This is a genomic window from Nitrosospira sp. Nl5, assembly GCF_900102495.1.
Taxonomy (GTDB): Bacteria; Pseudomonadota; Gammaproteobacteria; order Burkholderiales; family Nitrosomonadaceae; genus Nitrosospira.
Genome location: NZ_FMVQ01000013.1, coordinates 70,835 through 92,689 on the forward strand (window position 1 = coordinate 70,835; position 21,855 = coordinate 92,689).

General features: G+C 52.7%; 22 protein-coding genes. 8 read left to right on the plus strand and 14 right to left on the minus strand.

The features are described from left to right. Nucleotides 1-15: 15 nt before the first annotated feature. A complete protein-coding gene (locus tag BLP45_RS11975) occupies nucleotides 16-261 on the minus strand; it encodes a hypothetical protein (protein ID WP_090372715.1) in 246 nt (81 codons plus the stop codon). Between the two features lie 62 nt (nucleotides 262-323). Between BLP45_RS11975 and BLP45_RS11980 the strand changes: the two genes are divergently transcribed. Then, nucleotides 324-653, plus strand: coding sequence for a hypothetical protein (locus BLP45_RS11980; RefSeq protein WP_090372716.1), 330 nt, complete (start codon nucleotides 324-326; stop codon nucleotides 651-653). Between the two features lie 329 nt (nucleotides 654-982). Next, nucleotides 983-1,261: a hypothetical protein gene (locus tag BLP45_RS11985; RefSeq protein WP_090372717.1), complete on the plus strand. Its 279-nt coding sequence runs from the start codon at nucleotides 983-985 to the stop codon at nucleotides 1,259-1,261. Between the two features lie 288 nt (nucleotides 1,262-1,549). On the opposite strand, the gene BLP45_RS11990 is transcribed toward BLP45_RS11985, so the two are convergent. The 3 genes from BLP45_RS11990 to ppsA all read right to left on the minus strand — a co-directional run bounded on the left by BLP45_RS11990 (nucleotide 1,550) and on the right by ppsA (nucleotide 5,127). After that, nucleotides 1,550-1,873 (minus strand): hypothetical protein, encoded by a 324-nt coding sequence (locus BLP45_RS11990; protein ID WP_090372718.1) that lies wholly within the window; start codon nucleotides 1,871-1,873, stop codon nucleotides 1,550-1,552. Between the two features lie 202 nt (nucleotides 1,874-2,075). Further along, nucleotides 2,076-2,690 (minus strand): undecaprenyl diphosphate synthase family protein, encoded by a 615-nt coding sequence (locus BLP45_RS11995; RefSeq protein WP_090372719.1) that lies wholly within the window; start codon nucleotides 2,688-2,690, stop codon nucleotides 2,076-2,078. A gap of 49 nt (nucleotides 2,691-2,739) precedes the next feature. Further along, nucleotides 2,740-5,127: a phosphoenolpyruvate synthase gene (gene ppsA / locus BLP45_RS12000; protein WP_090372720.1), complete on the minus strand. Its 2,388-nt coding sequence runs from the start codon at nucleotides 5,125-5,127 to the stop codon at nucleotides 2,740-2,742. A gap of 125 nt (nucleotides 5,128-5,252) precedes the next feature. Here ppsA and BLP45_RS12005 point away from each other — a divergent pair, with 125 nt between their 5' ends. Beyond that, nucleotides 5,253-6,092: a posphoenolpyruvate synthetase regulatory kinase/phosphorylase PpsR gene (locus tag BLP45_RS12005; RefSeq protein ID WP_090372721.1), complete on the plus strand. Its 840-nt coding sequence runs from the start codon at nucleotides 5,253-5,255 to the stop codon at nucleotides 6,090-6,092. 103 nt (nucleotides 6,093-6,195) lie between these two features. On the opposite strand, the gene BLP45_RS12010 is transcribed toward BLP45_RS12005, so the two are convergent. From BLP45_RS12010 to BLP45_RS12025, 4 genes are all read right to left on the minus strand, one after another. Continuing rightward, nucleotides 6,196-6,804, minus strand: a complete 609-nt coding sequence (locus tag BLP45_RS12010; protein WP_090372722.1) for a hypothetical protein — start codon at nucleotides 6,802-6,804, stop codon at nucleotides 6,196-6,198. 48 nt (nucleotides 6,805-6,852) lie between these two features. Continuing rightward, nucleotides 6,853-9,255 carry a phosphoketolase family protein gene (locus BLP45_RS12015; protein ID WP_176754741.1) on the minus strand — a complete coding sequence of 801 codons (2,403 nt, stop codon included), beginning with the start codon at nucleotides 9,253-9,255 and terminating at the stop codon, nucleotides 6,853-6,855. Between the two features lie 15 nt (nucleotides 9,256-9,270). After that, nucleotides 9,271-10,404: an acetate/propionate family kinase gene (locus BLP45_RS12020; protein WP_090372723.1), complete on the minus strand. Its 1,134-nt coding sequence runs from the start codon at nucleotides 10,402-10,404 to the stop codon at nucleotides 9,271-9,273. A 217-nt stretch (nucleotides 10,405-10,621) separates the two neighbouring features. Next, the gene (locus BLP45_RS12025; RefSeq protein WP_090372724.1) at nucleotides 10,622-11,545 is read right to left on the minus strand and encodes a GGDEF domain-containing protein; all 924 of its coding nucleotides are present in this window, start codon (nucleotides 11,543-11,545) and stop codon (nucleotides 10,622-10,624) included. Between the two features lie 239 nt (nucleotides 11,546-11,784). Between BLP45_RS12025 and BLP45_RS12030 the strand changes: the two genes are divergently transcribed. The 4 genes from BLP45_RS12030 to BLP45_RS12045 all read left to right on the plus strand — a co-directional run bounded on the left by BLP45_RS12030 (nucleotide 11,785) and on the right by BLP45_RS12045 (nucleotide 15,449). Then, nucleotides 11,785-12,642, plus strand: coding sequence for a Tim44 domain-containing protein (locus BLP45_RS12030; RefSeq protein WP_090372725.1), 858 nt, complete (start codon nucleotides 11,785-11,787; stop codon nucleotides 12,640-12,642). 21 nt (nucleotides 12,643-12,663) lie between these two features. Beyond that, complete coding sequence (locus BLP45_RS12035) at nucleotides 12,664-13,248, plus strand: ubiquinone biosynthesis accessory factor UbiJ (RefSeq protein ID WP_090372726.1); 585 nt, start codon at nucleotides 12,664-12,666, stop codon at nucleotides 13,246-13,248. A gap of 225 nt (nucleotides 13,249-13,473) precedes the next feature. Continuing rightward, nucleotides 13,474-14,994: a ubiquinone biosynthesis regulatory protein kinase UbiB gene (ubiB, locus tag BLP45_RS12040; RefSeq protein WP_090372727.1), complete on the plus strand. Its 1,521-nt coding sequence runs from the start codon at nucleotides 13,474-13,476 to the stop codon at nucleotides 14,992-14,994. Between the two features lie 83 nt (nucleotides 14,995-15,077). Continuing rightward, on the plus strand, nucleotides 15,078-15,449 hold the full coding sequence (locus tag BLP45_RS12045; RefSeq protein ID WP_090372728.1) for a sensory rhodopsin transducer: 372 nt from the start codon (nucleotides 15,078-15,080) through the stop codon (nucleotides 15,447-15,449). Here the strand turns inward: BLP45_RS12045 and BLP45_RS12050 are convergent. From BLP45_RS12050 to BLP45_RS12070, 5 genes are all read right to left on the minus strand, one after another. Beyond that, entirely contained in the window at nucleotides 15,434-15,793 is a 360-nt protein-coding gene (locus tag BLP45_RS12050; RefSeq protein ID WP_090372744.1) for a sensory rhodopsin transducer, read from the minus strand. The two genes, BLP45_RS12045 and BLP45_RS12050, sit on opposite strands and share 16 nt — an antisense overlap. A 10-nt stretch (nucleotides 15,794-15,803) precedes the next feature. Beyond that, nucleotides 15,804-17,063 carry a D-arabinono-1,4-lactone oxidase gene (locus BLP45_RS12055; protein ID WP_090372729.1) on the minus strand — a complete coding sequence of 420 codons (1,260 nt, stop codon included), beginning with the start codon at nucleotides 17,061-17,063 and terminating at the stop codon, nucleotides 15,804-15,806. After that, on the minus strand, nucleotides 16,957-17,937 hold the full coding sequence (locus tag BLP45_RS12060; RefSeq protein WP_090372730.1) for a TIGR03885 family FMN-dependent LLM class oxidoreductase: 981 nt from the start codon (nucleotides 17,935-17,937) through the stop codon (nucleotides 16,957-16,959). Before BLP45_RS12060 ends, BLP45_RS12055 begins: the two co-directional genes overlap by 107 nt. A gap of 215 nt (nucleotides 17,938-18,152) precedes the next feature. Then, a complete protein-coding gene (locus BLP45_RS12065; RefSeq protein WP_090372731.1) occupies nucleotides 18,153-19,046 on the minus strand; it encodes a DMT family transporter in 894 nt (297 codons plus the stop codon). Between the two features lie 16 nt (nucleotides 19,047-19,062). Beyond that, on the minus strand, nucleotides 19,063-19,380 hold the full coding sequence (locus BLP45_RS12070) for a hypothetical protein (RefSeq protein WP_090372732.1): 318 nt from the start codon (nucleotides 19,378-19,380) through the stop codon (nucleotides 19,063-19,065). Between BLP45_RS12070 and BLP45_RS15125 the strand changes: the two genes are divergently transcribed. Continuing rightward, entirely contained in the window at nucleotides 19,379-19,561 is a 183-nt protein-coding gene (locus BLP45_RS15125; RefSeq protein ID WP_090372733.1) for an alpha/beta fold hydrolase, read from the plus strand. The genes BLP45_RS12070 and BLP45_RS15125 overlap by 2 nt on opposite strands. Here BLP45_RS15125 and BLP45_RS12080 read toward each other — a convergent pair. Beyond that, the gene (locus BLP45_RS12080) at nucleotides 19,551-20,984 is read right to left on the minus strand and encodes a hypothetical protein (protein ID WP_090372734.1); all 1,434 of its coding nucleotides are present in this window, start codon (nucleotides 20,982-20,984) and stop codon (nucleotides 19,551-19,553) included. The two genes, BLP45_RS15125 and BLP45_RS12080, sit on opposite strands and share 11 nt — an antisense overlap. Nucleotides 20,985-21,855: the final 871 nt, after the last annotated feature.

Consider the following 21,855-nt stretch of genomic DNA (forward strand, 5'->3'; position numbering starts at 1 on the left):
CCATAAACGAAAACACTAAGCAAAAATATAAGCAAAGAGGACCGGAAAGACGCCAATACAGTAGAAGGCGGCCCGACAAAGGTGATCAAGGTCCGGGTGAAAGGCTGTTATCTGACCGGCGCCATGAAGGCCGTCGCCATCCACGGTGACGACGGCCAAGAGCAGACATAGCACAGCCTGACAACGCTGCTTGCGTGGCACAGACGCTTGCTCGAAATGCAGATGAAGCTCGGCCCCACAAGCGAGAATTGAGCCGATCATTCGTCCCGCCGAGGGGACGGCACGGTTCTCTCTAGTTTGTTTGCCAGCTTATGGATCTAAACATGAAACACGAGAAAGCCAAGCCAACCAAGGAAGTTGTCGAGTCAAACCAGGCGCTCTCCAACCCCTCGCTTGAGGAGCTGCAACGGTCTCATCACATCCTGGAAGCCCTTATCGCGGTACTGCCGCCCCATAGCAAGGAAGAGCTGGTCGATCTGCTACAAACTCTTGCCGCAGGGAACGGATCTCCAGAAGCAATGAATTCCGTTCATCAAAGAGCATTGCAGATCGTGTCCGATGTTTGCAAGCCGAATCCGCCCCAGGAGACGCCAAGCCCGGAACATGGGCAAGCGACGGGGGAACGACGGCAGCGCGACAGGCGGCAACGATGAAAATACGGGCAAATTAACGCAATTCATTCAATCTGAATGGGAACGTTTAGCGTTGCTTTAGTCTCTCTCATGCGGCGCTCTTAGCCCTGCTTTGTGCATCCATAGCTACCCGCGATATCTCAATTGCCACTTCCCATCGGGTGGCGTACTTCAGTCCAATAGTAATACGTGGCAATGCGGTTAATATGCTTGCAAATGAGTTCCTTCGCTGATGAACTGATTGTGTTGCCGGTTAATGTAAACAGAGAGGCAAGCAGACAGAATGCGCAGCTGGACTTATTTGGGTACGCTATACATAAGACTAAAAAACTCACAAATGGGCAATTACTATGGCTGACATATCAACATTCAACCAGACATATGAGCTGGCGGATATGCTGATTAAAAGGGCAACAAAAGAACAGCTCGCGGAATGCGCACGATTGCTCGCATTGAATCTCGCACATCATCAAACAAAGCATGGGGAAGTACCGGCCGATCAAACCCTGGCTTTATTGCGTACGTTCGGACCCAACGACGAACATGTGAATTTACTGGTGGACGGCACCGTGAATCTCATCGGCGTGCTACTGAGTGTTTGCGGCGGGCGAAGAGGAGCAAAGCATTAAGTTTATCGGCTCATTGAAATCTTTGGCCCAGAAACAAATACTTATCCTGGCCTGGGCAGTTCGCCTGCCGCGCATGAAGATAGCATAAGCTGAATACGTTGCACCAGTTCCAACCGGGATGAAAAAGCCCGGAGCGGAATTAACCGTGGCCGGGCCATTAATCGCTATCGGAGGGGACAGCGATCCAGGGTGTTTACAGAGGGGGCAATGTAAACATCAAGATTGGGATGCTTAACCCAAGGAAGGGATATCGCAAGCGACAGAAGCCGCTGCAAATCCAGTCATTGGTCAATAACCACCGGAACCTGAACTCGACCCGCCTCCTTGTCCGCTGCCGGAACCCGGGCTGCTATCCAATTTGTGTTCTCTCACAGCTTCTTCCTGGTTTCTGTCAAAACGGTTTTTCTTTTCAGCTTCTTCACCCCTGGTTGTACCTTTTTCGAACGGTTTCCCGGGGGTTACCGGCGGCTGCATCGAGTCCGACGGCCTTTGCATGGAATCGCCTTGCCCCGGCGTATTGATCTGTGCATGCGCCAAGCCGGCCATGCCTAGAATTGCCGCGACGACTAAGGATCGGACCGTTTTGCTTTTCAACGTGGAGTGATATTTCACGATAGCTCCTTTTTTATCAGCCAGCGATATTGCTGTATCAAGAAGACTAAACGGTAATAGCAAACTCTGCTGTGCGACAACGCACACAACATCAGTTGATGGACGGGCAGTTACGGCGTGTGTCTATCTCGCAATGGCAGCAGCGACGGCCCGATCCATTGTTTTTTCAGTTCCTGGCAAATCCGTTACCGGATTAGTTGCATCAGCCGCCAAATGTCCGGTCCTGCCTCTTGAACCAGGATAGCGCGTGCTCAAAATGCTGAGGCTCGAAATCGGGCCAATATTCATCCCTGACATAAAAATCTGCATAAACTGATTGCACAGGAAGAAAACCGCTCAGGCGGCGGCCTCCTCCCCATCGCACAATCAAATCCAGCCGCGAAACTTCATTTGAACGAAGACTGCCGCTTTTAAGACCTCCCAGATCCCATTCCCAACCATAGTTGATGAGCAGGTTCACCTTCATCCCTGTTCCCTGGCGCTGCCTGAATACTTCCAGCACCTTGGGAAATTGCGCCGACGTCTCATCACCGACAACAAGCAGGGCCGCTCCGCGGCGCGCTATTTCAAAAGCGAACGCAACGGATGCATCGGTAAATGCAAGTTTCTGGGAGGAAGGCCGTTTGGTATTATCTTGAGTAAAGCAGTAAATGGAAGCTTCGACAATCCCACGTTCTTTACATATTTCATACAGCGATATTCCGGGATCAATACCATAAGCATACCCATCCTCTTTAGGCAGGCCCTGGTTCATCGCCCAGCGGCGATTCCCATCCGGGATGAAGCCGATATGACGCGGCGTGCTATTTCTTGCCATGGCAGTCCTTATTCAAGCATGATCCAGAGTTGGAAGGTCCACTCTGAGGTTATATTGATTTCTCCGCTTTCTCTGCCAGGTACAGCCAGGTTTCCACTACTGTATCAGGATTCAGCGACAGGCTCTCAATTCCTTCTTTCATAAGCCACTGTGCCAGGTCCCGATGATCGGATGGCCCCTGACCGCAAATCCCGATGTATTTATCAGCTTTAAGGCACGCCTGAATGGCCAGGCGCAACAACGCTTTCACCGCCGGGTCGCGCTCATCGAACGATTCCGCGACGAGGCTGGAATCGCGATCCAACCCCAGAGTGAGCTGGGTAAGATCGTTGGATCCGATGGAAAAACCGTCAAAGTATTCGAGGAACTGGTCCGCCAGAAGCGCATTGGATGGGATTTCACACATCATGATTACCCGCAGCCCGTTCTCTCCACGTTTCAACCCGTTCTTTGCCAGTAATTCTATCACGCGCCTGGCCTCGGTCAGCGTCCGCGTGAACGGGATCATGATTTCCACATTGGTCAGCCCCATCTCGTCACGTGTCTTTTTCAACGCCCGGCATTCCAGTTCGAAACAATCACGGAAATTTTGCGCTGTATAGCGCGAGGCGCCGCGAAAGCCCAACATCGGGTTTTCCTCTTTGGGCTCATATCGCTGCCCGCCGATGAGACTGGAATATTCGTTGGATTTGAAATCCGACAAGCGCACGATCACCGGTTTGGGAAAAAATGCAGCGCCCAGCATGGCAATTCCCTCGGTTAGCTTCTCTACGTAGAAGCTGACCGGATTGCCATAACCTGCACACTGGTTTTCCACTTCCAGTTTCAGGTCCGATGGGAGATCAGGATAATCCAGCACTGCTTTGGGATGTATTCCGATGCGGGCAATGATGAACTCCAGCCGTGCCAGTCCTATGCCATGGTTGGGTATGCGCTGGAAATCGAACGCCAGTTCCGGGTTGCCGACATTCATCGTGATCTTGACAGGGGGCTTCGGCATGCTTTTCAGCGCGAGATCAATCACTTCAACTTCCAGAACACCCCGGTAAATATTGCCCGTGTCGCCTTCCGTACAGGATACTGTGACCATTTGATCTTCAGACAATCGGCTGGTAGCGTCACCGCAACCTACCACTGCCGGAATGCCCAGTTCACGCGCTACAATCGCGGCATGGCAGGTGCGGCCACCGCGGTTGGTGACAATGGCGGAAGCACGCTTCATTACCGGCTCCCAATCGGGATCGGTCATGTCGGTCACCAGTACGTCGCCTTCGCGCACCCGCGACATTTCTTCGGCGTTCAATATCAAACGCACCGGTCCGCTGCCTATTTTCTGGCCAATGGCACGGCCTGATACCAATACTTCTGACTTGCCCTTTAAATGATAGCGCCGTAACGTATCCATCCCGGCCATGGCCTGCACAGTCTCTGGCCGCGCCTGCAGGATATAGAGCTTGCCATCCATGCCGTCCTTGCCCCATTCGATATCCATCGGTTTTTGATAATGGCGCTCGATGACAAGAGCATGGCGGGCCAACTCCTCCACATCCATATCGGTGATGGAAAACCGCTTGCGCTCGCCTTCATCCACGTCCAGTGTTTCCACCGAACGGCTGTCTTCGCGGCTTGCCGCATATTGCATCTTGATGAGTTTGGAGCCGAGCTTCCGCCGCAGGATCGCCGGTTTCCCCTGCTTCAAAGCAGGCTTGTAAACATAGAATTCGTCGGGATTCACCGCGCCTTGCACCACGGTTTCGCCGAGACCATAAGAAGCGGTGATGAATACCACCTGGTCAAAACCCGATTCTGTATCCAGTGTAAACATCACGCCGGACGCACCGCGATCGCTGCGCACCATCCGTTGCACTCCCACGGATAACGCCACCTCCGAATGAATGAACCCCTTGTGGACGCGATAGGAAATGGCACGGTCGTTGTAGAGTGAAGCAAATACGTTCTTGACCGCTTTCAGCAAATTGTCCAGTCCCTGTATATTGAGAAAGGTCTCCTGCTGCCCCGCAAATGAGGCATCCGCCAGGTCCTCCGCGGTCGCAGAGGAGCGTACCGCCACGGAAATATCGCCGGCGTCCGCCTCGCGCAACATTTTTTCGTAAGCAGCGGAAATTTCCTTTTCCAGTCGCGGTGGTAATGGCGTTTCCACTATCCAGGCGCGAACCTCGGCGCCGGCCACGGACAATGCCTCGACATCTTCCGTATCCAGACCCGAAAGTCTCTTTTCGATGCGTTGCGCCAGCTCCCCGTGAGCCAGGAAATCGCGATAGGCATTGGCAGTCGTGGCAAAACCACCGGGGACCCGGACCCCTGCCTGGGTCAATTGACTGATCATCTCTCCCAGCGAGGCATTCTTGCCGCCGACTTTGCTCACATCGGTCATGCGCAGTGCATCAAACCAAACCACGTACTGTGAATCGTCCAATTCCTGCTCCTGCTCTTATTTGCGGATACGCCAGATTTACGGAAGGTCGCATCTGGGCATGGTTGTGTTGAATACTAAAACACGATATTTTGATCCGAGTCAACATTATTGGCGAGCCAGAACAAATGTCAACCATAGCGAGATCACCCCGGCGAGCTGCGTTCTTTCTTTCGGATCGCACTGGTATTACCGTCGAAATGCTGGGTCACAGCCTGCTCAGTCAATTTGAAAATGTGCCTTTTGACGAAACCACCCTGCCCTACCTTGATACCGAGGAAAAAGCCGCAGCCGTTGTAAGGAAAATTAACGAGCGCGCGAGCGCGGATGGCCTGCGTCCACTGGTATTCAGCACCTTCGTGAATCCTCAAATCCGATTCGTTCTTGATTCCGCCAATGCCTTGCATTTGGATTGCTTCAGCATTTTTATTGCTTCGATGGAAGCTGAACTTGGCATCCGTTCGTCGCATGCCATCGGCCTTTCGCACCGCGTCGGCCAACCCCTTGATCATGGCAGGCGCATTGAGGCAATACAGTTCACCCTGGAGCACGACGACGGCCTCTCCCAAAGGAATTGGCAACAGGCCGACATTACCCTGACAGGGATCTCCCGCACGGGCAAGACCCCTACCTGCCTCTATCTCGCCCTGCAATACGGGATTTACGCCGCCAATTACCCTCTCATCCCCGAGGACTTCAATCGCGTGGAGCTTCCAGCCCAGTTCAAGAAACTGCGTGGCAAGCTATTTGGCTTTACCATCGATCCCATGCGGCTGCACCGGATACGAAGCGAGCGCAAGCCAGACAGTGAGTATGCATCTCTCAAGAACTGCCAATACGAAGTGCGCCAGGCCGAAACGCTCATGCGCCGCGAAGGAATCCCCTATCTCGATGTGACCAGCAAGTCTATTGAGGAATTGGCAACGGCGGTGCTGCATCAGGCAAAACTGGAGCGAAAAATTTATTAAGCAATGCTCTGGATAAAAATCCCGAGCTGGCCGACGGGGAGGACGAATTCCATCGTTCGGGCAATCCAATGGCAATGCACTGCCATGGTACGCTTCCAGTCAACTACGCCGCCTCATTGTCATGACAATATTTTGCCAGCAGTAATTTCACGTCGCCATCGTTTGCGACGTCGCTTGCCGAATCCTTCAGTTTCCGGTCGTCGGGATACAAATCCGAAAACGCAACGATTGACATGGCTGCCAGCTCCCACTCCTTCCTCGCGAGGTCGTTATTATTGCCACCCCTGAATTCCGCATTTGCATAGACCGATCTCGGCCTGTCCACTCTCAGGCTCATTTTGTATAGAACGTATCCGACTACAAACAGGAACATGCCGGCCGCGAACAATTCCTTGAGAAAATAAACGATGCCCATGAAGAACGACGTTAAATATAGGACTACACTGTTGCGCTGCTTTCTCCAGGAAGTGGTTGGATAGGCCAGCGCCATCCAGTATTTCACGACATACGCGGTTAATTCCTCTGCGTTATCCCATTTATTAGCAAGAATCTTCGTTATCGTTGCGGGCGGAATATCCGATCTCCCGATCAACGCGTGCGGCGCCACGACAAGCGCATAAAGAGTCGGCAGGACGGCGGCCCAATAAACCGCAAGGATATGATTCACCGAAAACGAGGCATATACCGCAATTGCATTGATCACCAGTATCATGGCTTTATGGGTGTTGTTTCGCGTACTCGGAAGTCTTCGACCTGTTGATTACGAAGACCAGTGCCAATCGCGGACGTCCGGCATATCCTCACCGTAGTGCGTGATGTATTGCTTATGCTCGATTAACTTATCGCGCATCAATTGCTTGAGATAAGCTCCTTTAGGATGCAGCTTCGGCACCCGGTCGACGACGTCCATGACCAGATGAAAACGATCCAGGTCGTTGAGCACCGTCATATCGAATGGAGTCGTGGTGGTGCCTTCCTCCTTGTAACCGCGCACATGAAGATTTTTATGATTGGCGCGGCGGTAAGTCAGGCGGTGAATGAGCCAGGGGTAACCATGGTAAGCAAAAATGATCGGCTTGCAGGTGGTGAAGAGTGAGTCAAAGTCACGGTCCGGCAGTCCATGCGGATGTTCCGGTTGCGGCTGCAACGTCATCAGGTCCACCACGTTGATCACCCGCATCGTGAGTTCCGGAGCATGACGCCGCAATAAATCTACCGCAGCCAGCGTTTCAAGAGTCGGAACATCGCCGGCACAAGCCAGCACCACGTCCGGTTCGCCATCCTGGTCATTGCTCGCCCAATCCCAGATACCGATACCGGCAGTGCTATGCTTGATTGCAGCGTCCAGGTCGAGCCACTGAAGTGCAGGCTGCTTCCCAGCCACGATGACGTTAATGAAATTGCGCGAACGCAAGCACTTGTCTGTAATGAACAGCAGCGTATTCGCGTCAGGCGGCAGATAAACACGAACGATATCGGCTTTTTTGTTCACTACGTGGTCTATAAAGCCGGGATCCTGATGCGAGAACCCATTATGATCCTGGCGCCACACGTGCGACGTAAGCAGGTAATTAAGCGAAGCGATCGGACTGCGCCAGGGGATTTCCTTGCTGGTTACTTTAAGCCATTTGGCGTGTTGATTGAACATGGAATCGATAATATGAATGAACGCCTCGTAGCACGAAAACAAGCCGTGGCGTCCGGTGAGCAGGTATCCTTCGAGCCAGCCCTGGCATGTATGCTCGGAAAGAATTTCCATCACGCGGCCATCCGGGGAGAGATGCCCATCCCCAGGCAAGGTTTGCGCCACCCAGCTGCGGGCCGTTACCTCGAACAGGGCGTTGAGACGGTTTGAGCTGGTTTCATCCGGGGCCATCACCCGGAAATTGCGGTTCTCCAGGTTGAGCTTCATTACATCGCGCAAAAATTTGCCCATTTCCCGCGTGGCTTCTCCGACTACCAACCCGGGTTTCGGCACAGCGACAGCATAGTCGTGGAAGTCCGGCATTTCCAGATCCTTCAGCAATCGGCCGCCGTTTGCATGGGGATTAGCACCCATGCGCCGTTCGCCGCGGGGTGCAAGCGCCATCAACTCCGGCACGGGTGCGCCCTCTTTATCGAATAGCTCTTCTGGCTTGTAGCTCTTCATCCACTCCTCCAGCAACTTCAGGTGCTGCGGCTTCGAGCCGATTTCCGAAAGCGGGACCTGGTGCGAGCGCGAGCTGTCTTCTATTTTTTTGCCGTCAACTTCCTTCGGGCAGGTCCATCCCTTGGGGCTCCGCAGGATGATCATTGGCCAGCGAGGATACGTTACTCCCGCCGTTCCCTCATGGGCACGCGCTTCATCCTGAATTGCCCTGATATTACCGATTACAGCATCCAGCGCAGCCGCCATTGTCTGGTGCATGAGTTCGGGATCGGATCCTTCGATGAAATAGGGCTGATAACCGTAGCCCACGAAGAGACTTTCAAGTTCTTCATGGCTGATGCGTGCGAGCACCGTTGGGTTGGCTATCTTGTAGCCGTTGAGATGCAGAATGGGCAGTACCGCGCCATCACTGACGGGATTGAGAAACTTGTTTGAGTGCCAGGCGGCGGCAAGCGGCCCGGTTTCAGCTTCGCCATCTCCGACTACGCAGGCCACGATTAGGTCCGGATTATCGAAAGCCGCCCCGAAAGCGTGGGACAGCGCGTAACCCAACTCCCCTCCTTCATGAATCGAGCCCGGCGTCTCGGGCGCCACATGACTGGGAATGCCGCCGGGGAAGGAGAACTGTTTAAACAACCGCTGCATGCCAACCGCATTTTGTGAAATGTGGGGATAGAATTCGCTGTAGCTACCCTCAAGCCAGGTATTGGCCACCATTGCCGGCCCCCCATGGCCGGGCCCGGCGATGTAGAACATATTCAAATCATATTTTTTTATGGCGCGGTTCAGATGTGCGTAAATAAAATTGAGCCCGGGGGTGGTTCCCCAATGTCCGAGTAGCCGGGGCTTGACATGCGCGAGCGTAAGCGGCTCCCTCAGCAAGGGATTGTCCAGAAGGTAAATCTGCCCGACAGACAGATAATTTGCCGCGCGCCAATAAGCATGCAGCTTGCGCAACTCGTCATTGGAGAGCGGCGCGTTTCCGGTTTCCGCCGGCAGCGAACCTTTGTTCACGAGATCGGTTCTCCTTTATCCTTGAAATACCCTGTTCTCTTTCGCTGCTATCACCGCCAACGCCTCCTGGGCCAGGATCGCAGCTTCGTCCACCGGAATAACCCAAACCTCAGCCCGGCTTTCCGGGCTGCTGACGCACAAGACCCCGCCTGAGCCGTGGTTCCGTTTCGAATCGATTTCAATCCCGCACCATCCCATTCCAGCCAGAATCTTCTCCCGTACTGCCGGCACGTTCTCACCTACACCTCCGCCAAAGACGATCGCCTCGGCGCCACCTAGTACCGCGAGGTAGGCCCCCAGATATTTACGCGCCCGGTAACAATACAGATCCACTGCCAGGCGCGCGCACTCGTCCTGTGATTCCGATAATTGGCGCATATCCGCGCTCATTCCGGAAACCCCCAACAGACCGGAACGTTCATTCAGCAGTTGATCTATCTCCCCCGGCCCCAGATTCTCCTGGCGTTGCAAAAATGTCACCAGCCCAGGATCAATATCGCCTGAACGCGTCGCCATTATCAGCCCCTCCAGAGGTGAAAATCCCATGGAGGTGTCGCGTGGCGTCCCGTTGTCGATCGCCGTAATCGAGCAACCAGCACCAAGTTGCATCGAAATTACTCTCCCCCCGTGGGGGATGTCTGGCTGCAGTTCACGCCATTTCCGCCACATGGCCTGATGCGCCAACCCATGAAAACCATAGCGGCGCAGCCCGTGTTTTTTGGCAAGCGCATGCGGAATCGCGTAAGTCCGCGCGAGTCCCGGCAAATCTTTAAAAAAAGCGGTATCAAATACCGCCACCTGCGTAATATCCGCGCCTAATACCTCACGCGTCGCGCGTATCCAGTGCAAGGCGGCGGGATTATGTAATGGTGCGAGGGGCGCCAGGCGGTCAATCTCCCGCTCCACCTCCTGGTCGAGCAGTCGAGACGTTGTGAGAGCAGCACCGCCGTGCACCACACGATGTACCGATACATCCCGGCTGGTTATCCCATGCGTCTGTGCGAATTCGCGTAGCACGACCTCTGGCTCGTCCGCTTTCGCGGTAAGGTCATGGCGTACGTTTACCAGCTCTGTCAGGGTCCTTCCGTCGCAAGCGAATGCCGCCAAACGGACAGATGAACTGCCGGTATTAACGGTCAGAATGATCATGGATAAACACCGTAGCGGCACGACGGCCCTGCACCCATTTATTTTTCCCCTGCTATTTTCCAACTGACCATCGGTGTGCCGAACTAAAGAACGTAGGGAACAGGCTTTGATGGCTTACCCGAATAGCGCTTTCCCCAGTTCCGTTTCTGAGCGTTTTGCCGGGAACTGAAATCTTTACCACCCTATATGTTGCTCGCAACGTACTTCATCCAAGGAGTCAGGCCCTGGATCTCTCCAAATCATTTCCAATGTCGTTAAAAAAAATATGGCCGGCTTTCTTTTCCTTGGCGCGGTACATGGCGATATCGGCATTGGCTACCAGAGCTTGACCGGTCGTCCCGTCACCTGGAAAAACAGCAATGCCGATACTAGGCTCGACTGCAAGGGTCAGATCATCGATAATCATGGCCTCCGAAATTCGATCAAATACCTTACGGGCAATACGCTGGATATTCTCGGCACTCTGGGGATTCACCAGTAAATAGAGAAATTCATCGCCGCCATAACGGCAGACGGTATCTTCACCGCGCACCTGTTCGTTTAAACGCTTCGCTACAACTCGCAATACTTGGTCGCCTACAACATGTCCATGTGTATCGTTGATTGGCTTAAAACGGTCCAGATCGATAAACATCACCGCCAATACCCACTCGCACCGTTTTGCAAGCGCAATTGCCTGTTCAAGGCGGTCGTTGAATAATTCCCGGTTGGGAATGCCTGTGGCGGAATCGTGGAAGGTACGTTGCTTTGCTTCCTCCACGACTTCATGTGCAATTGCCAGAACATCCTGCGTATTGGATAAAATATTCTGTGTGACAGACAACTCCTGCAGGGTTTCTATCAGTTCGCGATTACACTTCTTGCGGTCATCGATTTCCTGCGCCAGAACTTCATTGACTTCGTCAAGCTCGCCTGCACACTCCTGCACCTTATCCTCCACGTCTTCGCTTTGCGCCAGCGCTCTTTCCGCCTGCTGCAACGTAAGACCGGACGCCATTTCCTTTTTTACCGTTTCGTTAACGGTAAAAAGCTCAATGGCGCATTTCTCCACCTTCTCTTTCACTTCCTGGCTTTTTTCAAGAGCCTGTTCCAGCGGATACGGCATTACAGTTGATTTCGGAGTTTGGTGACCATCCATCATTTATTGTTCATTTGTTGTTATTCGCCCAATTATTTAAATCGAATAAACACGCAAAATAACCGCAAATTAATATGGGGTCTGTGCGACAACTATCATAGGCATTTTATTTTCGCCCTTGCCCTGCGATGCGAAAACCAAATCCCCCCCAGCCCAACGGCCGGACCGGGTTAATTTATCGACCAACCGCACGAATTGATAGTGCTATACTCTCCGCTTGAACCCTATCTCTGGAGACCTTCATGAAGAAAATACTGACCCTGTTGACCTTGGCCATTTTTAGCTTCGGATTGGCCGCCTTTGATGCAGAAGCGAAACGTTTTGGCGGTGGCAAAAGCATTGGCAAACAACGCGAAGCCGTGAGCCCGCAAGCAGCTCCAAAGTCACCGCAGGGATCGTCCGCCGCGCCTGCGGCAGCAACTGCCGGGGGCAATAAATGGATGGGGCCATTAGCCGGACTGGCTGCGGGAGGACTGCTGGCTGCGCTTTTCATGGGCGGCGCGTTTGAAGGCATCAACATGATGGATGTGCTGATGCTGGCCGCCCTGATGGCTGCGGTTTTCTTCGTCATGCGCATGCTGCGCAAGCCCAGGCAAGAACAGGCGGCACGTCCAATGCAGTTTTCTGGCATGGGAGCACCTTCCGGTAGCAGCAGTACTCCGCCTGCTCCATCAGCCGCGGCTACGGCAACAGCACCTGCCCCTGCTAGTGGTCCCGCAAATATTCCTGCGGACTTCCAGGTCGAGCCCTTTCTACGCAATGCCAAAACTTCATTCATTCGCTTGCAGGCGGCCAACGATGCACGGGACGTGAGCGATATCCGGGAATACACCACTCCTGAAATGTTTGCCGAAATCAGCATGCAAATTAACGAACGCGGCGACGCACCTCAGAGAACTGAAGTACTCGCCATCGATGCTGAATTACTGGAGGTGGTTACCGCTAATAATCTGGCCATTGCCAGCGTCCGCTTCAATGGTCAATTACGGGAAGCCGCCGATACGCCGCCGGAAGCGTTTGATGAAATCTGGCACGTGCAGAAGAACCTCAAAGACCCTGACGCCGTCTGGCTGCTGGCAGGAATTCAGCAGGTTTCCTAGCAGCTGTCAGATTTAAGCATCATGTTGGCATCCGTTGCGACAGCCCCGCTCAACCACCTGCTGCGTGGAGAAAGCTGGGCGCGCAAGCGGTTGCAATCCTGCACGGGTAAGACTGCGCGCTTTCGCCTTCCACCGTTTATTGACCTTGCCGTGACTGTCCAGGCCAGCGGCGAGGTATCCACTGCGGCAAGTGGCGTCCCGGATGATGCTGTCTTCACTCTTGATCCGCGTTTGCTGCCGCGCCTGCTTGTCCGTGACGAGGATGTCTATCGCGAAATTCGGATTTCCGGCGATAGCGCGTTTGCCGAAGAAGTTCTCCACATCGGAAAAAACCTGCACTGGGATGTGGAGCAGGATTTAAGCGGAATTTTCGGGGATATCCTGGCGCATCGGGTCGTCCGGGCCGGCGACAGCTTGATGCATTGGCATACTGAAACCATTCACAATCTGTCGCAGACACTGGTGGAATATTGGACGGAAGAGCACACGCTACTTGCCAAGCCCTTGGATATGCTCGCATTTACCCATGAAGTCGATCTGTTACGGGATGGCGCCGCACATTTGGAAGAACGGGTGAAAGCGCTAAATAAGAAGGTACCTCTCTAAACCAAACCGGGAAGATTGCCGGACTGGCAGGCCATCCCATCGGACTAGGGAATCGAAGCGATAAAGTAACAAGTAATCGCGTGAGAACCGGTTTTAGGATCTGGAAGGCAATAGCTGTGCCATCGGCGGAAAGCGGCGAAATATGAACCGGCCAGTCACTTTTATAGCCGATTTGCTTTAGTCCGACAGGCTGCCAGGGGACGAACTGCCGTTTTTTTGGAAAAAATGCGTTTCTTTCGCCTTCTCAAAATACTCTCTGTAGCATTCCGTTTCGGCCTTGACGAATTTTTTCTCGGCCATGAGCGGTTGCGCTTGGTCCGGCCGGTTGTGAAGGCGGCAACATTTTGGCGGCGGCTGGAAAGGGCGCGCGGCGAACGGCTTCGCCTGGCACTGGAAGCGCTGGGTCCGATCTTTGTCAAGTTCGGCCAAATGCTTTCCACCCGCCGCGATCTTCTGCCGCAGGATATTGCCGACGAACTGGCCAGGCTGCAAGACCGGGTCCCACCATTTCCCTCCAGCATTGCCCTCGCCACGCTGGAGCAAATTTATGGAAAGCCGGTCAACGAAGTCTTCTTGCTATTTGACGCGGAACCTGTAGCCAGCGCATCAATTGCCCAGGTGCATCTGGCCGTGCTGCACGATGGCACGGAAGTCGCGGTGAAGGTGTTGCGTCCTGGCATCGCTCCAATAATTTCCCACGATATAGCATTGATGGAAACCGGTGCCTGGCTGGTCGAAGCGCTATGGCCCGACGGCAAGCGGCTGAAACCGCGCGAAGTAGTAACCGAGTTCGCGAGGCATCTGGGTGACGAACTTGATCTTATGCGGGAGGCGTCCAACTGCAGCCAGTTACGGCGCAATTTTCTTGATTCCCCCCTGCTCCTGGTACCGGAGGTTTATTGGGACTATTGCTATTCCGGCGTTATGGTGATGCAGCGCGTAAAAGGGACGCCGATTAGCCATGTAGCGGCACTACGGGAGCAAGGAGTGGATATACCGAGGCTTGCCCGTGTCGGTGTGGAAATCTTTTTTACTCAAGTATTCCGTGACGGCTATTTCCATGCCGATATGCATCCCGGCAATATTTTTGTTGGGAGCGACGGCCGTTATATCGCAGTAGATTTCGGCATAATGGGGACGCTTACTGACGGAGACAAAAACTATCTGGCACAAAACTTCCTCGCGTTTTTTCGCCGCGACTACAAGCGCGTGGCGGAAGCGCACGTCGAGGCGGGATGGGCGCCAAAAAACACCCGGGTTGACGATTTTGAAACCGCGATCCGCGCCGTTTGCGAACCCATCTTTGATAAGCCGCTGAAGGAAATCTCCTTTAGCCGGGTATTATTGCGGCTGTTCCAGACGTCGCGCCAATTCAATGTCGAAATCCAGCCGCAACTGGTAATGTTACAAAAAACCCTGTTGAATATCGAGGGACTGGGGCGCGACCTCGACCCGGACCTCGATCTCTGGACAACCGCAAAACCCTACCTCGAAAACTGGATGTCCGAGCAGCTCGGCTGGCGCGGACTAACGCGTCGTTTGGGCAAAGAAGCATCGAGCTGGGGAGTAATGCTGCCGCAATTTCCGCGTCTGCTTCATCACGCTTTGAACGAAATCCGCACCACAACGCTGGAGCAACAAATGAGCGAATTCATACTGGAAAAAAAGCGCCAGAATCGCTTGCTTTCCGTCGTCGTGGTGTTGTTGACGGCGGCGGTTTTGTGGCAGTTGTGGCTGTATTCATAGACTTTTGATCTCACGGCCCGTATTTCTAGGTTCCTCAGTTGGATATATTTTTCAAAGAATGATTTGACGAATAGGGAGTTCCTATGACTATCGGAAGGAAAAAATGGGCGATTGCTGAAGGCTACATTCCTTCGGGAAGCACCGGGCCTTTACCGGAGATGGAAAGTCATGAAACAGTTTGCATCCTAAATGCTGGAGAGGTCGAGGCCAAGGTTGAAATTGTGCTTTACTTCAGTGACAAAGACCCTGTCGGTCCTTATCATGTAAACGTGCCTGCAAATCGGACAAAACACGTGCGCTTCAATAACTTGAATGATCCTGAACCTGTACCGAAAGACACCGATTTTGCGAGTGTGATTACTTCAAATGTTCCTATCGTTGTCCAGCATACACGACTGGATAGCCGCCAAGCGGCCAATGCCCTCCTGAGCACCATTGCCTACTCTTCAGAGTAGCCTATCCCTCCTGCCAACGTCAGAGCTTCCTGCGATGTATCCTGTCTTGTAAACTGGATGATGACACCTTCAGGGGCTTCAATGACAACGGAATAGGGTACATCCAGGAAGAGGGCTTCGGGATTGATAAAATCGTTCGTTCTCACTGCCCTCATTCTCCTGGAACTAACGCTAATCTCATATGGTCCCACCGGCTCTTGATCTTCATAAAGGACGGTAATTTTCAAGTCAACGTCTTCAGGGCCGGTATTTAAAAAAGATAATCGGTCGCGTGAGGTGAATTCGGGTTCCGCGCCTGTTGAGGTCAAAGGTATCCTTCCCCCCGGAATAACCCACTTCACCATCTTTTTCTTTTCATCGGAGTTCCTCAAGGTAAGGGTTAAGAAACAGCCCTTCCGGATCCAATTTCCGTCTCAAATCAAAAAACTTATCCCAGGCGGGGTAAAGCTTCTTCAGATCTTCCTTTTTTAAAGTATGCTTCTTGGCCCAATGAGGCCTTCCCCCATGGGAAAGCAAGATCGGTTCAATGTCGCGGAAATATTCTTCATAAGGAAGTCCGGCGTTCTGATGAAGTGAGATGCTCACGCTCCTTCTGCCGGTAGCTGGACTTAGGTAGGAATCATCGGCTTCAATCGTTCGGTACAAAAGTCTCCAGCAAACACTCCTTCTCCACCGGGAGAGGATTCGCTCCCGGATTTTCAGGAAACAGCTTGGCCCCTCTGCAAAGGGGACATCGTACTCCATCTCGTCAAACCTGTTCTTGAGCTTGGTATGCTTATGGAGTATGTTTTGCGCCCAATCCTCCCAGTCCTCGTCAAGTTTTGCTCCGGGAACATTCATTTTCCCTTCATCAGGAAAGTTTAATGTCCGAATCTTCACCTCGTCGCTCCGTGGATACCAATAAAAATCAAAGTTTCGGTTATGGAGGCAAAGATCATCCAGATGATTCGTGAGGGAGAAGAAGGTCGTGAACCATTCCCTTCTTCTTAACCGATAAAGAGGCAAAAGCTTGAGCTTCAATTCAGTGAAAATACCAAGCATACCCAAGGAAACTCTCATCGCCTTCAGAAGTTCCGAATCATTTTCAGAAAAACTTAATACTTCGCCCTTTCCCGTTACCAGCCTTCCGCCGACAAGCATGGTTGAAAGATTTCCAATTTTCATCCCGGTCCCGTGGGTACCTGTTCCAATGGCGCCTGCAATCTGCTGTAGCGCTACATCTCCGAGGTTGATCGGGGAAAGTTTCCTGTCGAGAAGCTCTTTACCGAGAGTCAGCATGGTGGTTCCAGGGAGGCATCTGGCTGTGGAAGCTTTCTCGTCATGATGAATGACTCCACTCATCTTTTCCAGGGAAACGAGCGTGTCGTCAGTAGAATATAGTGGCATGGAGGTGTGGCTGGCCCCCACCGGCCTCAAACGTCGTCGGTGCCTCAATGCTTTTTGCACAAGCCATAGGACCTCGCTCTCACTTGCCGGCAAGGAGAGATGATATGGGCGAAACCGAAGACTACCTGACCAATTTTCCCAAGCCAGCCCCATGGTCCTCCTGTTGAAATTCAGGCAGCACCTTTTCACCAAAAGTTTTAATGAATTCCTCCTGATTTCTCCCAACATTGTGAAGGAAAATTCCTTGTATTCCTAAGCCAAGATATTCCTTGATCCAATTGGTGTGCTGCTCAACATCGGCTGAAATACGCACATATTTATGCATCTCTTCGGGACGCACTTTCTCTGACATTTCGTCATATAGTTTGACCGAAGAAATTTCTTCCGATTGTGCCGGCTCAAGCGCATTTGATCTCCATTGATGATAGGCCCAGTCACTTGCATCCCTTCCGGACCTGGCGTAAGAGAGATGAAGCTGCAAATAAATTTCTTTTCCTTCTCCTCCACCTTGTACGAAGGCAGTAATGATTTCCTTAAGCTTATCGTGCTCCTGGTTAATGGTTATGATGCCATCGGCCCATTCTCCGCAAAGTCGTGCTGTGTCAGGCGTGAGGACAGCGGCCAGGACTTTGGGAACAGACGGAGGACACGTCCAGAGCTTGATGTCTTCCAGCTCTTCTCCTTTCCAGAGAGCTCGCATGACGTTGACTCCCTTGCGAAGTCTCTCATTCCTTTCTGTTTTATCGGGCCAGCCAAGTCCCATTATTTGTTCATTGAGGGCTTCTCCGCTACCTGTTGCTATCCAATTGAAGCGTCCAGAATACATTTCACAAAGTGTCGCGACGGCTTGTGCGAGGATTGGAGGGGAATACCGCCAGCCTCCCGGGATGGCAATAGACCCAAAATTCATTTTGGTAGCCTCTAATGCGCTTCCCAACCACGACCAGGTGAATCCTGCCTGGCCTTGCCTGGTGCTCCAGGGCTGAAAATGGTCGGAGGTCATCACTTCCTGAAAATGGTTTTGCTCCGCAAGTTTCACTAATTTTAAAAGCTCAGATGGGGAGAACTGCTCTTGCGAGGCATGATATCCGAGGAAAGGCATAAAACTCCTTTAGATGCTGCAGTCAGACTTTTGTAAGCTTACTGCAAATAGAAATCAGATAAAGGTAATGTATTAATAGTTAATGGAATGGCGGCCGTTTACAATGAATTCAAACGCAAGTAGGGTCCGGCCTGCGAGTGAGCCTCGCCCCCGGCAAAGCAGGAGTTTCGTGGATCTTGGTAAATACCTCAACTGGATGCGAAGCAGGAAGGCAATCACGCTTTCCCTCTTCTTCGAGATCCTGACATTTCCGCCTGGATCAGGACCATGCCTGCAATAGCGAGGGTGTATCCAATTCCTTCAAACACTCCGGGAATTCTCCCTGTAAAAATATAGTCCAGAAGGGCAGCCCAAAGAATAATGCTTCTTCCAAGGATGTTAGCGATTTGAGGAATGAGAAAACGATAAGAATGCGTCATAAGCATTTGTCCGGCAGTAGAGACGATTCCCAGGGTAATCACCCATTCCAATGGGAGCTCCAGGAAGTAATTCAAGCTTATTGGCGAGTTCCATAGCCCAACAAGACAAAGGTAAAATCCGAGCCCGGCAACGATAAGACTGGAAGAGTGTTTTCCCGTCGAGCTTTTCAAGAAAAGCATGGCTACTGCTTGAAGGACTGCTCCAAGGATTCCCACTGCCCAAACCATGAGTGGCGCCTTGAGGTCGGGGCTTCCTGCTACAAAAGCACCTCCCGCCAAGATGAGGCCAACTGCAAGAAGCTGGATTCTGGACAGTTTTTCCGGGGAAAATTTGAAGGCAAAAAGGGTCAGAAAGAACGGCGAAAGACTGTTCATGAAAGACCCGTGCGTGGCGCTGGTATGGCCCAAAGTCCAGTAAAGACACATCACCGCCAAAGCTCCAGTAAGGCAGCGGAAATGGAGTGAAAGGGATCTTTTGTGGAAGAGGAAGGGGATCTCCTTCCTTGCAAAAGGGAGAAGAATCAAAAGGCTCAAAATTCCGCGTGCGAAAAGCAGGGCGAAGGGTGATACGGCGCCCAGCTTCGCGGAGACGATTGTGTTCATGAGGGCAAAGAAGAATCCGGAGGAAATTCCAGTCGAGAGGGGAGACCGAATGTTACTTATTTTCCTCAAGTGTAGTTTCGCCTTCATGGTCAAGTTCTAATTTTCAGGCGGACCAGTAGCGCCATCCGGCCAGCAGCCCCGCAAGTACGATATTAACCAGCGCCAGAGCCCAGTTCAGCACAACAAGGAAAAAACCAACGCCAATGATCTCCAGAGGCATTCGGGTATTGACCAGTTCAATAAGAAGCCAGGCAATCAGGGCGCCCAGTATCAAGCTGGCCAGAAAGCCGCTTGCCGCCATAGCCAGCATGGTTTTTCCGTCGGCTTTTGCTTCCGTAATATGACACGGCGTGGATTTCTGAAAACGATGGGCAGAACGACCATTCTTTCCAGTCTGGTCAGTCCGGCTGCCTGTGTTCATGCGAATACCGGCGCTCGTCATACGGGGAACCGAAGATCTGATCTGCCGACAGGACTGGGCTGAACGGTTTGAACAGCTTCTACCGAACGCGGAACTGGTTTTAATCCCTGACGCCGCTCATACCGTGGTCTTTACCCACCCTGAAAAACTGGTATCCGCTGCCCGCCCCTTCATTGTTTAAGCTTCTTGCTTCTTGCTTCTTCCAGTCCCTGCCATTTGATGTTGTAGGACATGACGCTTTCTTCCATAAACGTGGCAAGATCACCGAGCTTGAGCGGGGCAGGCAAAGGATAGCGCGCCGGAATTTTTTTAATGTCCCGGTAATAGGCCCCGAACGAGCCGAAATCCAGCGGGTATTTATCCGGTGCGACGCCAATAAAACGGCTTTCCTTTCGGGCCCTGGAGAGAAGCTCCTTCCACCGTTCAATCGGTACCAGCCCCGGGCCTTCGATCCCGTGATTAAACAGCATCATATTCATCTCATCAAACGGCGCCCTGTCATTCAGATATTGTTCCAGATATGCGGCTGAATCCTCCATATTGAACTTCATCCAGAACGGGACGCTGCCGGTCCGCAGTGTCCACCATGGCTCATGAATGACAAAGCTTTCGACCAGAAGCCGGTTTGCTGGAATGCCGCGTTTTTTATACCACCAGCGATAAAGATCAGCGGTAAATGGGCTCAGGTCTTCCGGCTCTGTGAAAACGAGCCGGACGACATTAAGGGAACGGTCTTCTGCCAATCCTTCCAGCTCGCCCCGCAGCTTTGCCTCAAAACCCCATTCGGCTTCCGGCCGTCTGGCGTCCGGGGCTGGAGGGTCCCATTTCTTTAAGAGCACCTTGTATCTTTTCAGATACTCTTCTATACGTGGACCGCCGTGAAAAACTTCGTCTTCGGTGGCGCCGCCCAGCGCGCCGAACTGGAAATAATGGCGCTCGGCAACTTTCGTCGTCGGCCACGTTCGTTCGCATTCGCAAATAATGATCGTGCCGCCAGGAGGCAAGGACTGCGTTATAAAATATTTGTAAGCATCGGGAAGGGTATGCCACTTTACCCGGAAATACATCATTTCCTGCAGCATGAGCCGGTCCTGGTTGGGATCATGCATCTGGTGCAACTGTAGATCGGGGTTGTTATCCAGCAGGATCCGCCCCGGCTTTTTCCCCGCTTCCATGCTTTTCCTGGGGTCGTCCGTTGGAATGCCAGACTGTTTGACGGGAATAAGAAATGTCTGAGGCAGCCATGCCACGCCAAGGGCGGCGCAAAGATGCGGCAGAGCACCGCTGGATGAGCCAATCACGATTGCCGGATAGGGGCGCCGGGGGTAAAGCCCGGCAGCCCATGTGGCGAGAACGCGGGATTTTATATCGCCAATATCAGAAGGCTTTGTTGCTTCAAGCCCGCCGCCGATCGTGTAGACGAATTCCCGGCCGCGCCGGGGCAGCAGGTTGACCAGGGATGCAAAATACCCCAGTAGGGGATTTTGCCCCAGGGCCGGAAAGTCCTTGCCATGCAGAAAGCGCGCTGTGGATTGCAGAAAAGCGCTTGCAGAATCAAAGTCAGCTATATATTTTGATCCCTCGCTCCCGGGTTTAGCAGGCATTTATTCTCCTTTCTGCCGCCAACCCGCCGCTGACGCTATTCCAGCATAAGAGGCTCATGAATTGCCCGGTTGATCCCGAAAAAGTTGATGGCTGACAATAGATGCCATGCACGGTGATACTTCCTTTTCTAATCAATAAATCTGTCTTTCTGCTTTTAAACTATTTACAATTTTTTGCCTATCAGTTAAAAAAGTCTGTACGCCGACACACAAATTCCCTTGAGAGCGGTGCGTGATTCCAAATTCTGGCGGCGCGGCGGCAAATTCTTTGCCTTTTTGGGCATGGAAGGGCTTCTGTTTCTCCGGGGCGTGGGATGCGTGTCCTGAGATCCAATCTCCGGCGATAGCGTGTTTGCCCGAAGAGATTCTACAAATCGGAGAAAACCTGCATCTGGATGTGGCAGGCTAGTTAGCAGGGGTGACGGCTAGCGACGGCCCTTATATCGCGGTGGATTTCGGCGGCACTTACTGACGGGGACAAGAACTATCTGGCACAAAACTTCCCGCGTTTTCTCGCCGCGCTGCAAACCGCGTGACGATAGCGCACATCGAGGCGGATGGGCGCCAAAAAAAGCGGATTGATAATTTTGCAGGAATCGAAGAGGAGCGTTGGCGAAACGCCGGGATATCTCAGGCCGGTTTGCGCGATGGGATAGTTGAGTTAAGGGCCGCATGTTTCTTTCGAAGAGAAACATGGGATCTCTTTGTGTAGAAAAGAACAGAGGCAACCGAGCAGCGCCGTGCCGCTGCGTAATCGGTTGCCTCTTAAGCTGAATTTAACTTTTGCTTTGACTGAGAGTCTTATAGTCCCTTCGCAGCGACGGGCGTTTGCGTGCCGGAGGCAGCATGGCTCTCGCCGACCTTCAAAGCC

Excerpts from the sequence above, each read along its gene's own strand:
- BLP45_RS12005 (WP_090372721.1), top strand. The coding sequence starts at position 5,253 with ATGTCAACCATAGCGAGATCACCCCGGCGAGCTGCGTTCTTTCTTTCG.
- BLP45_RS12060 (WP_090372730.1), bottom strand. The coding sequence starts at position 17,937 with ATGCCTTTCCTCGGATATCATGCCTCGCAAGAGCAGTTCTCCCCATCT.
- BLP45_RS11985 (WP_090372717.1), top strand. The coding sequence starts at position 983 with ATGGCTGACATATCAACATTCAACCAGACATATGAGCTGGCGGATATG.
- BLP45_RS12070 (WP_090372732.1), bottom strand. The coding sequence starts at position 19,380 with ATGAACACAGGCAGCCGGACTGACCAGACTGGAAAGAATGGTCGTTCT.
- BLP45_RS12010 (WP_090372722.1), bottom strand. The coding sequence starts at position 6,804 with ATGATACTGGTGATCAATGCAATTGCGGTATATGCCTCGTTTTCGGTG.
- BLP45_RS11980 (WP_090372716.1), top strand. The coding sequence starts at position 324 with ATGAAACACGAGAAAGCCAAGCCAACCAAGGAAGTTGTCGAGTCAAAC.
- BLP45_RS12045 (WP_090372728.1), top strand. The coding sequence starts at position 15,078 with ATGACTATCGGAAGGAAAAAATGGGCGATTGCTGAAGGCTACATTCCT.
- BLP45_RS12030 (WP_090372725.1), top strand. The coding sequence starts at position 11,785 with ATGAAGAAAATACTGACCCTGTTGACCTTGGCCATTTTTAGCTTCGGA.
- ubiB (WP_090372727.1), top strand. The coding sequence starts at position 13,474 with ATGCGTTTCTTTCGCCTTCTCAAAATACTCTCTGTAGCATTCCGTTTC.
- BLP45_RS12050 (WP_090372744.1), bottom strand. The coding sequence starts at position 15,793 with ATGGTGAAGTGGGTTATTCCGGGGGGAAGGATACCTTTGACCTCAACA.
- BLP45_RS12065 (WP_090372731.1), bottom strand. The coding sequence starts at position 19,046 with ATGAAGGCGAAACTACACTTGAGGAAAATAAGTAACATTCGGTCTCCC.
- BLP45_RS11995 (WP_090372719.1), bottom strand. The coding sequence starts at position 2,690 with ATGGCAAGAAATAGCACGCCGCGTCATATCGGCTTCATCCCGGATGGG.
- BLP45_RS12080 (WP_090372734.1), bottom strand. The coding sequence starts at position 20,984 with ATGCCTGCTAAACCCGGGAGCGAGGGATCAAAATATATAGCTGACTTT.
- BLP45_RS12025 (WP_090372724.1), bottom strand. The coding sequence starts at position 11,545 with ATGATGGATGGTCACCAAACTCCGAAATCAACTGTAATGCCGTATCCG.
- BLP45_RS12035 (WP_090372726.1), top strand. The coding sequence starts at position 12,664 with ATGTTGGCATCCGTTGCGACAGCCCCGCTCAACCACCTGCTGCGTGGA.
- BLP45_RS15125 (WP_090372733.1), top strand. The coding sequence starts at position 19,379 with ATGCGAATACCGGCGCTCGTCATACGGGGAACCGAAGATCTGATCTGC.
- BLP45_RS12055 (WP_090372729.1), bottom strand. The coding sequence starts at position 17,063 with ATGTTGGGAGAAATCAGGAGGAATTCATTAAAACTTTTGGTGAAAAGG.
- BLP45_RS12020 (WP_090372723.1), bottom strand. The coding sequence starts at position 10,404 with ATGATCATTCTGACCGTTAATACCGGCAGTTCATCTGTCCGTTTGGCG.
- BLP45_RS11975 (WP_090372715.1), bottom strand. The coding sequence starts at position 261 with ATGATCGGCTCAATTCTCGCTTGTGGGGCCGAGCTTCATCTGCATTTC.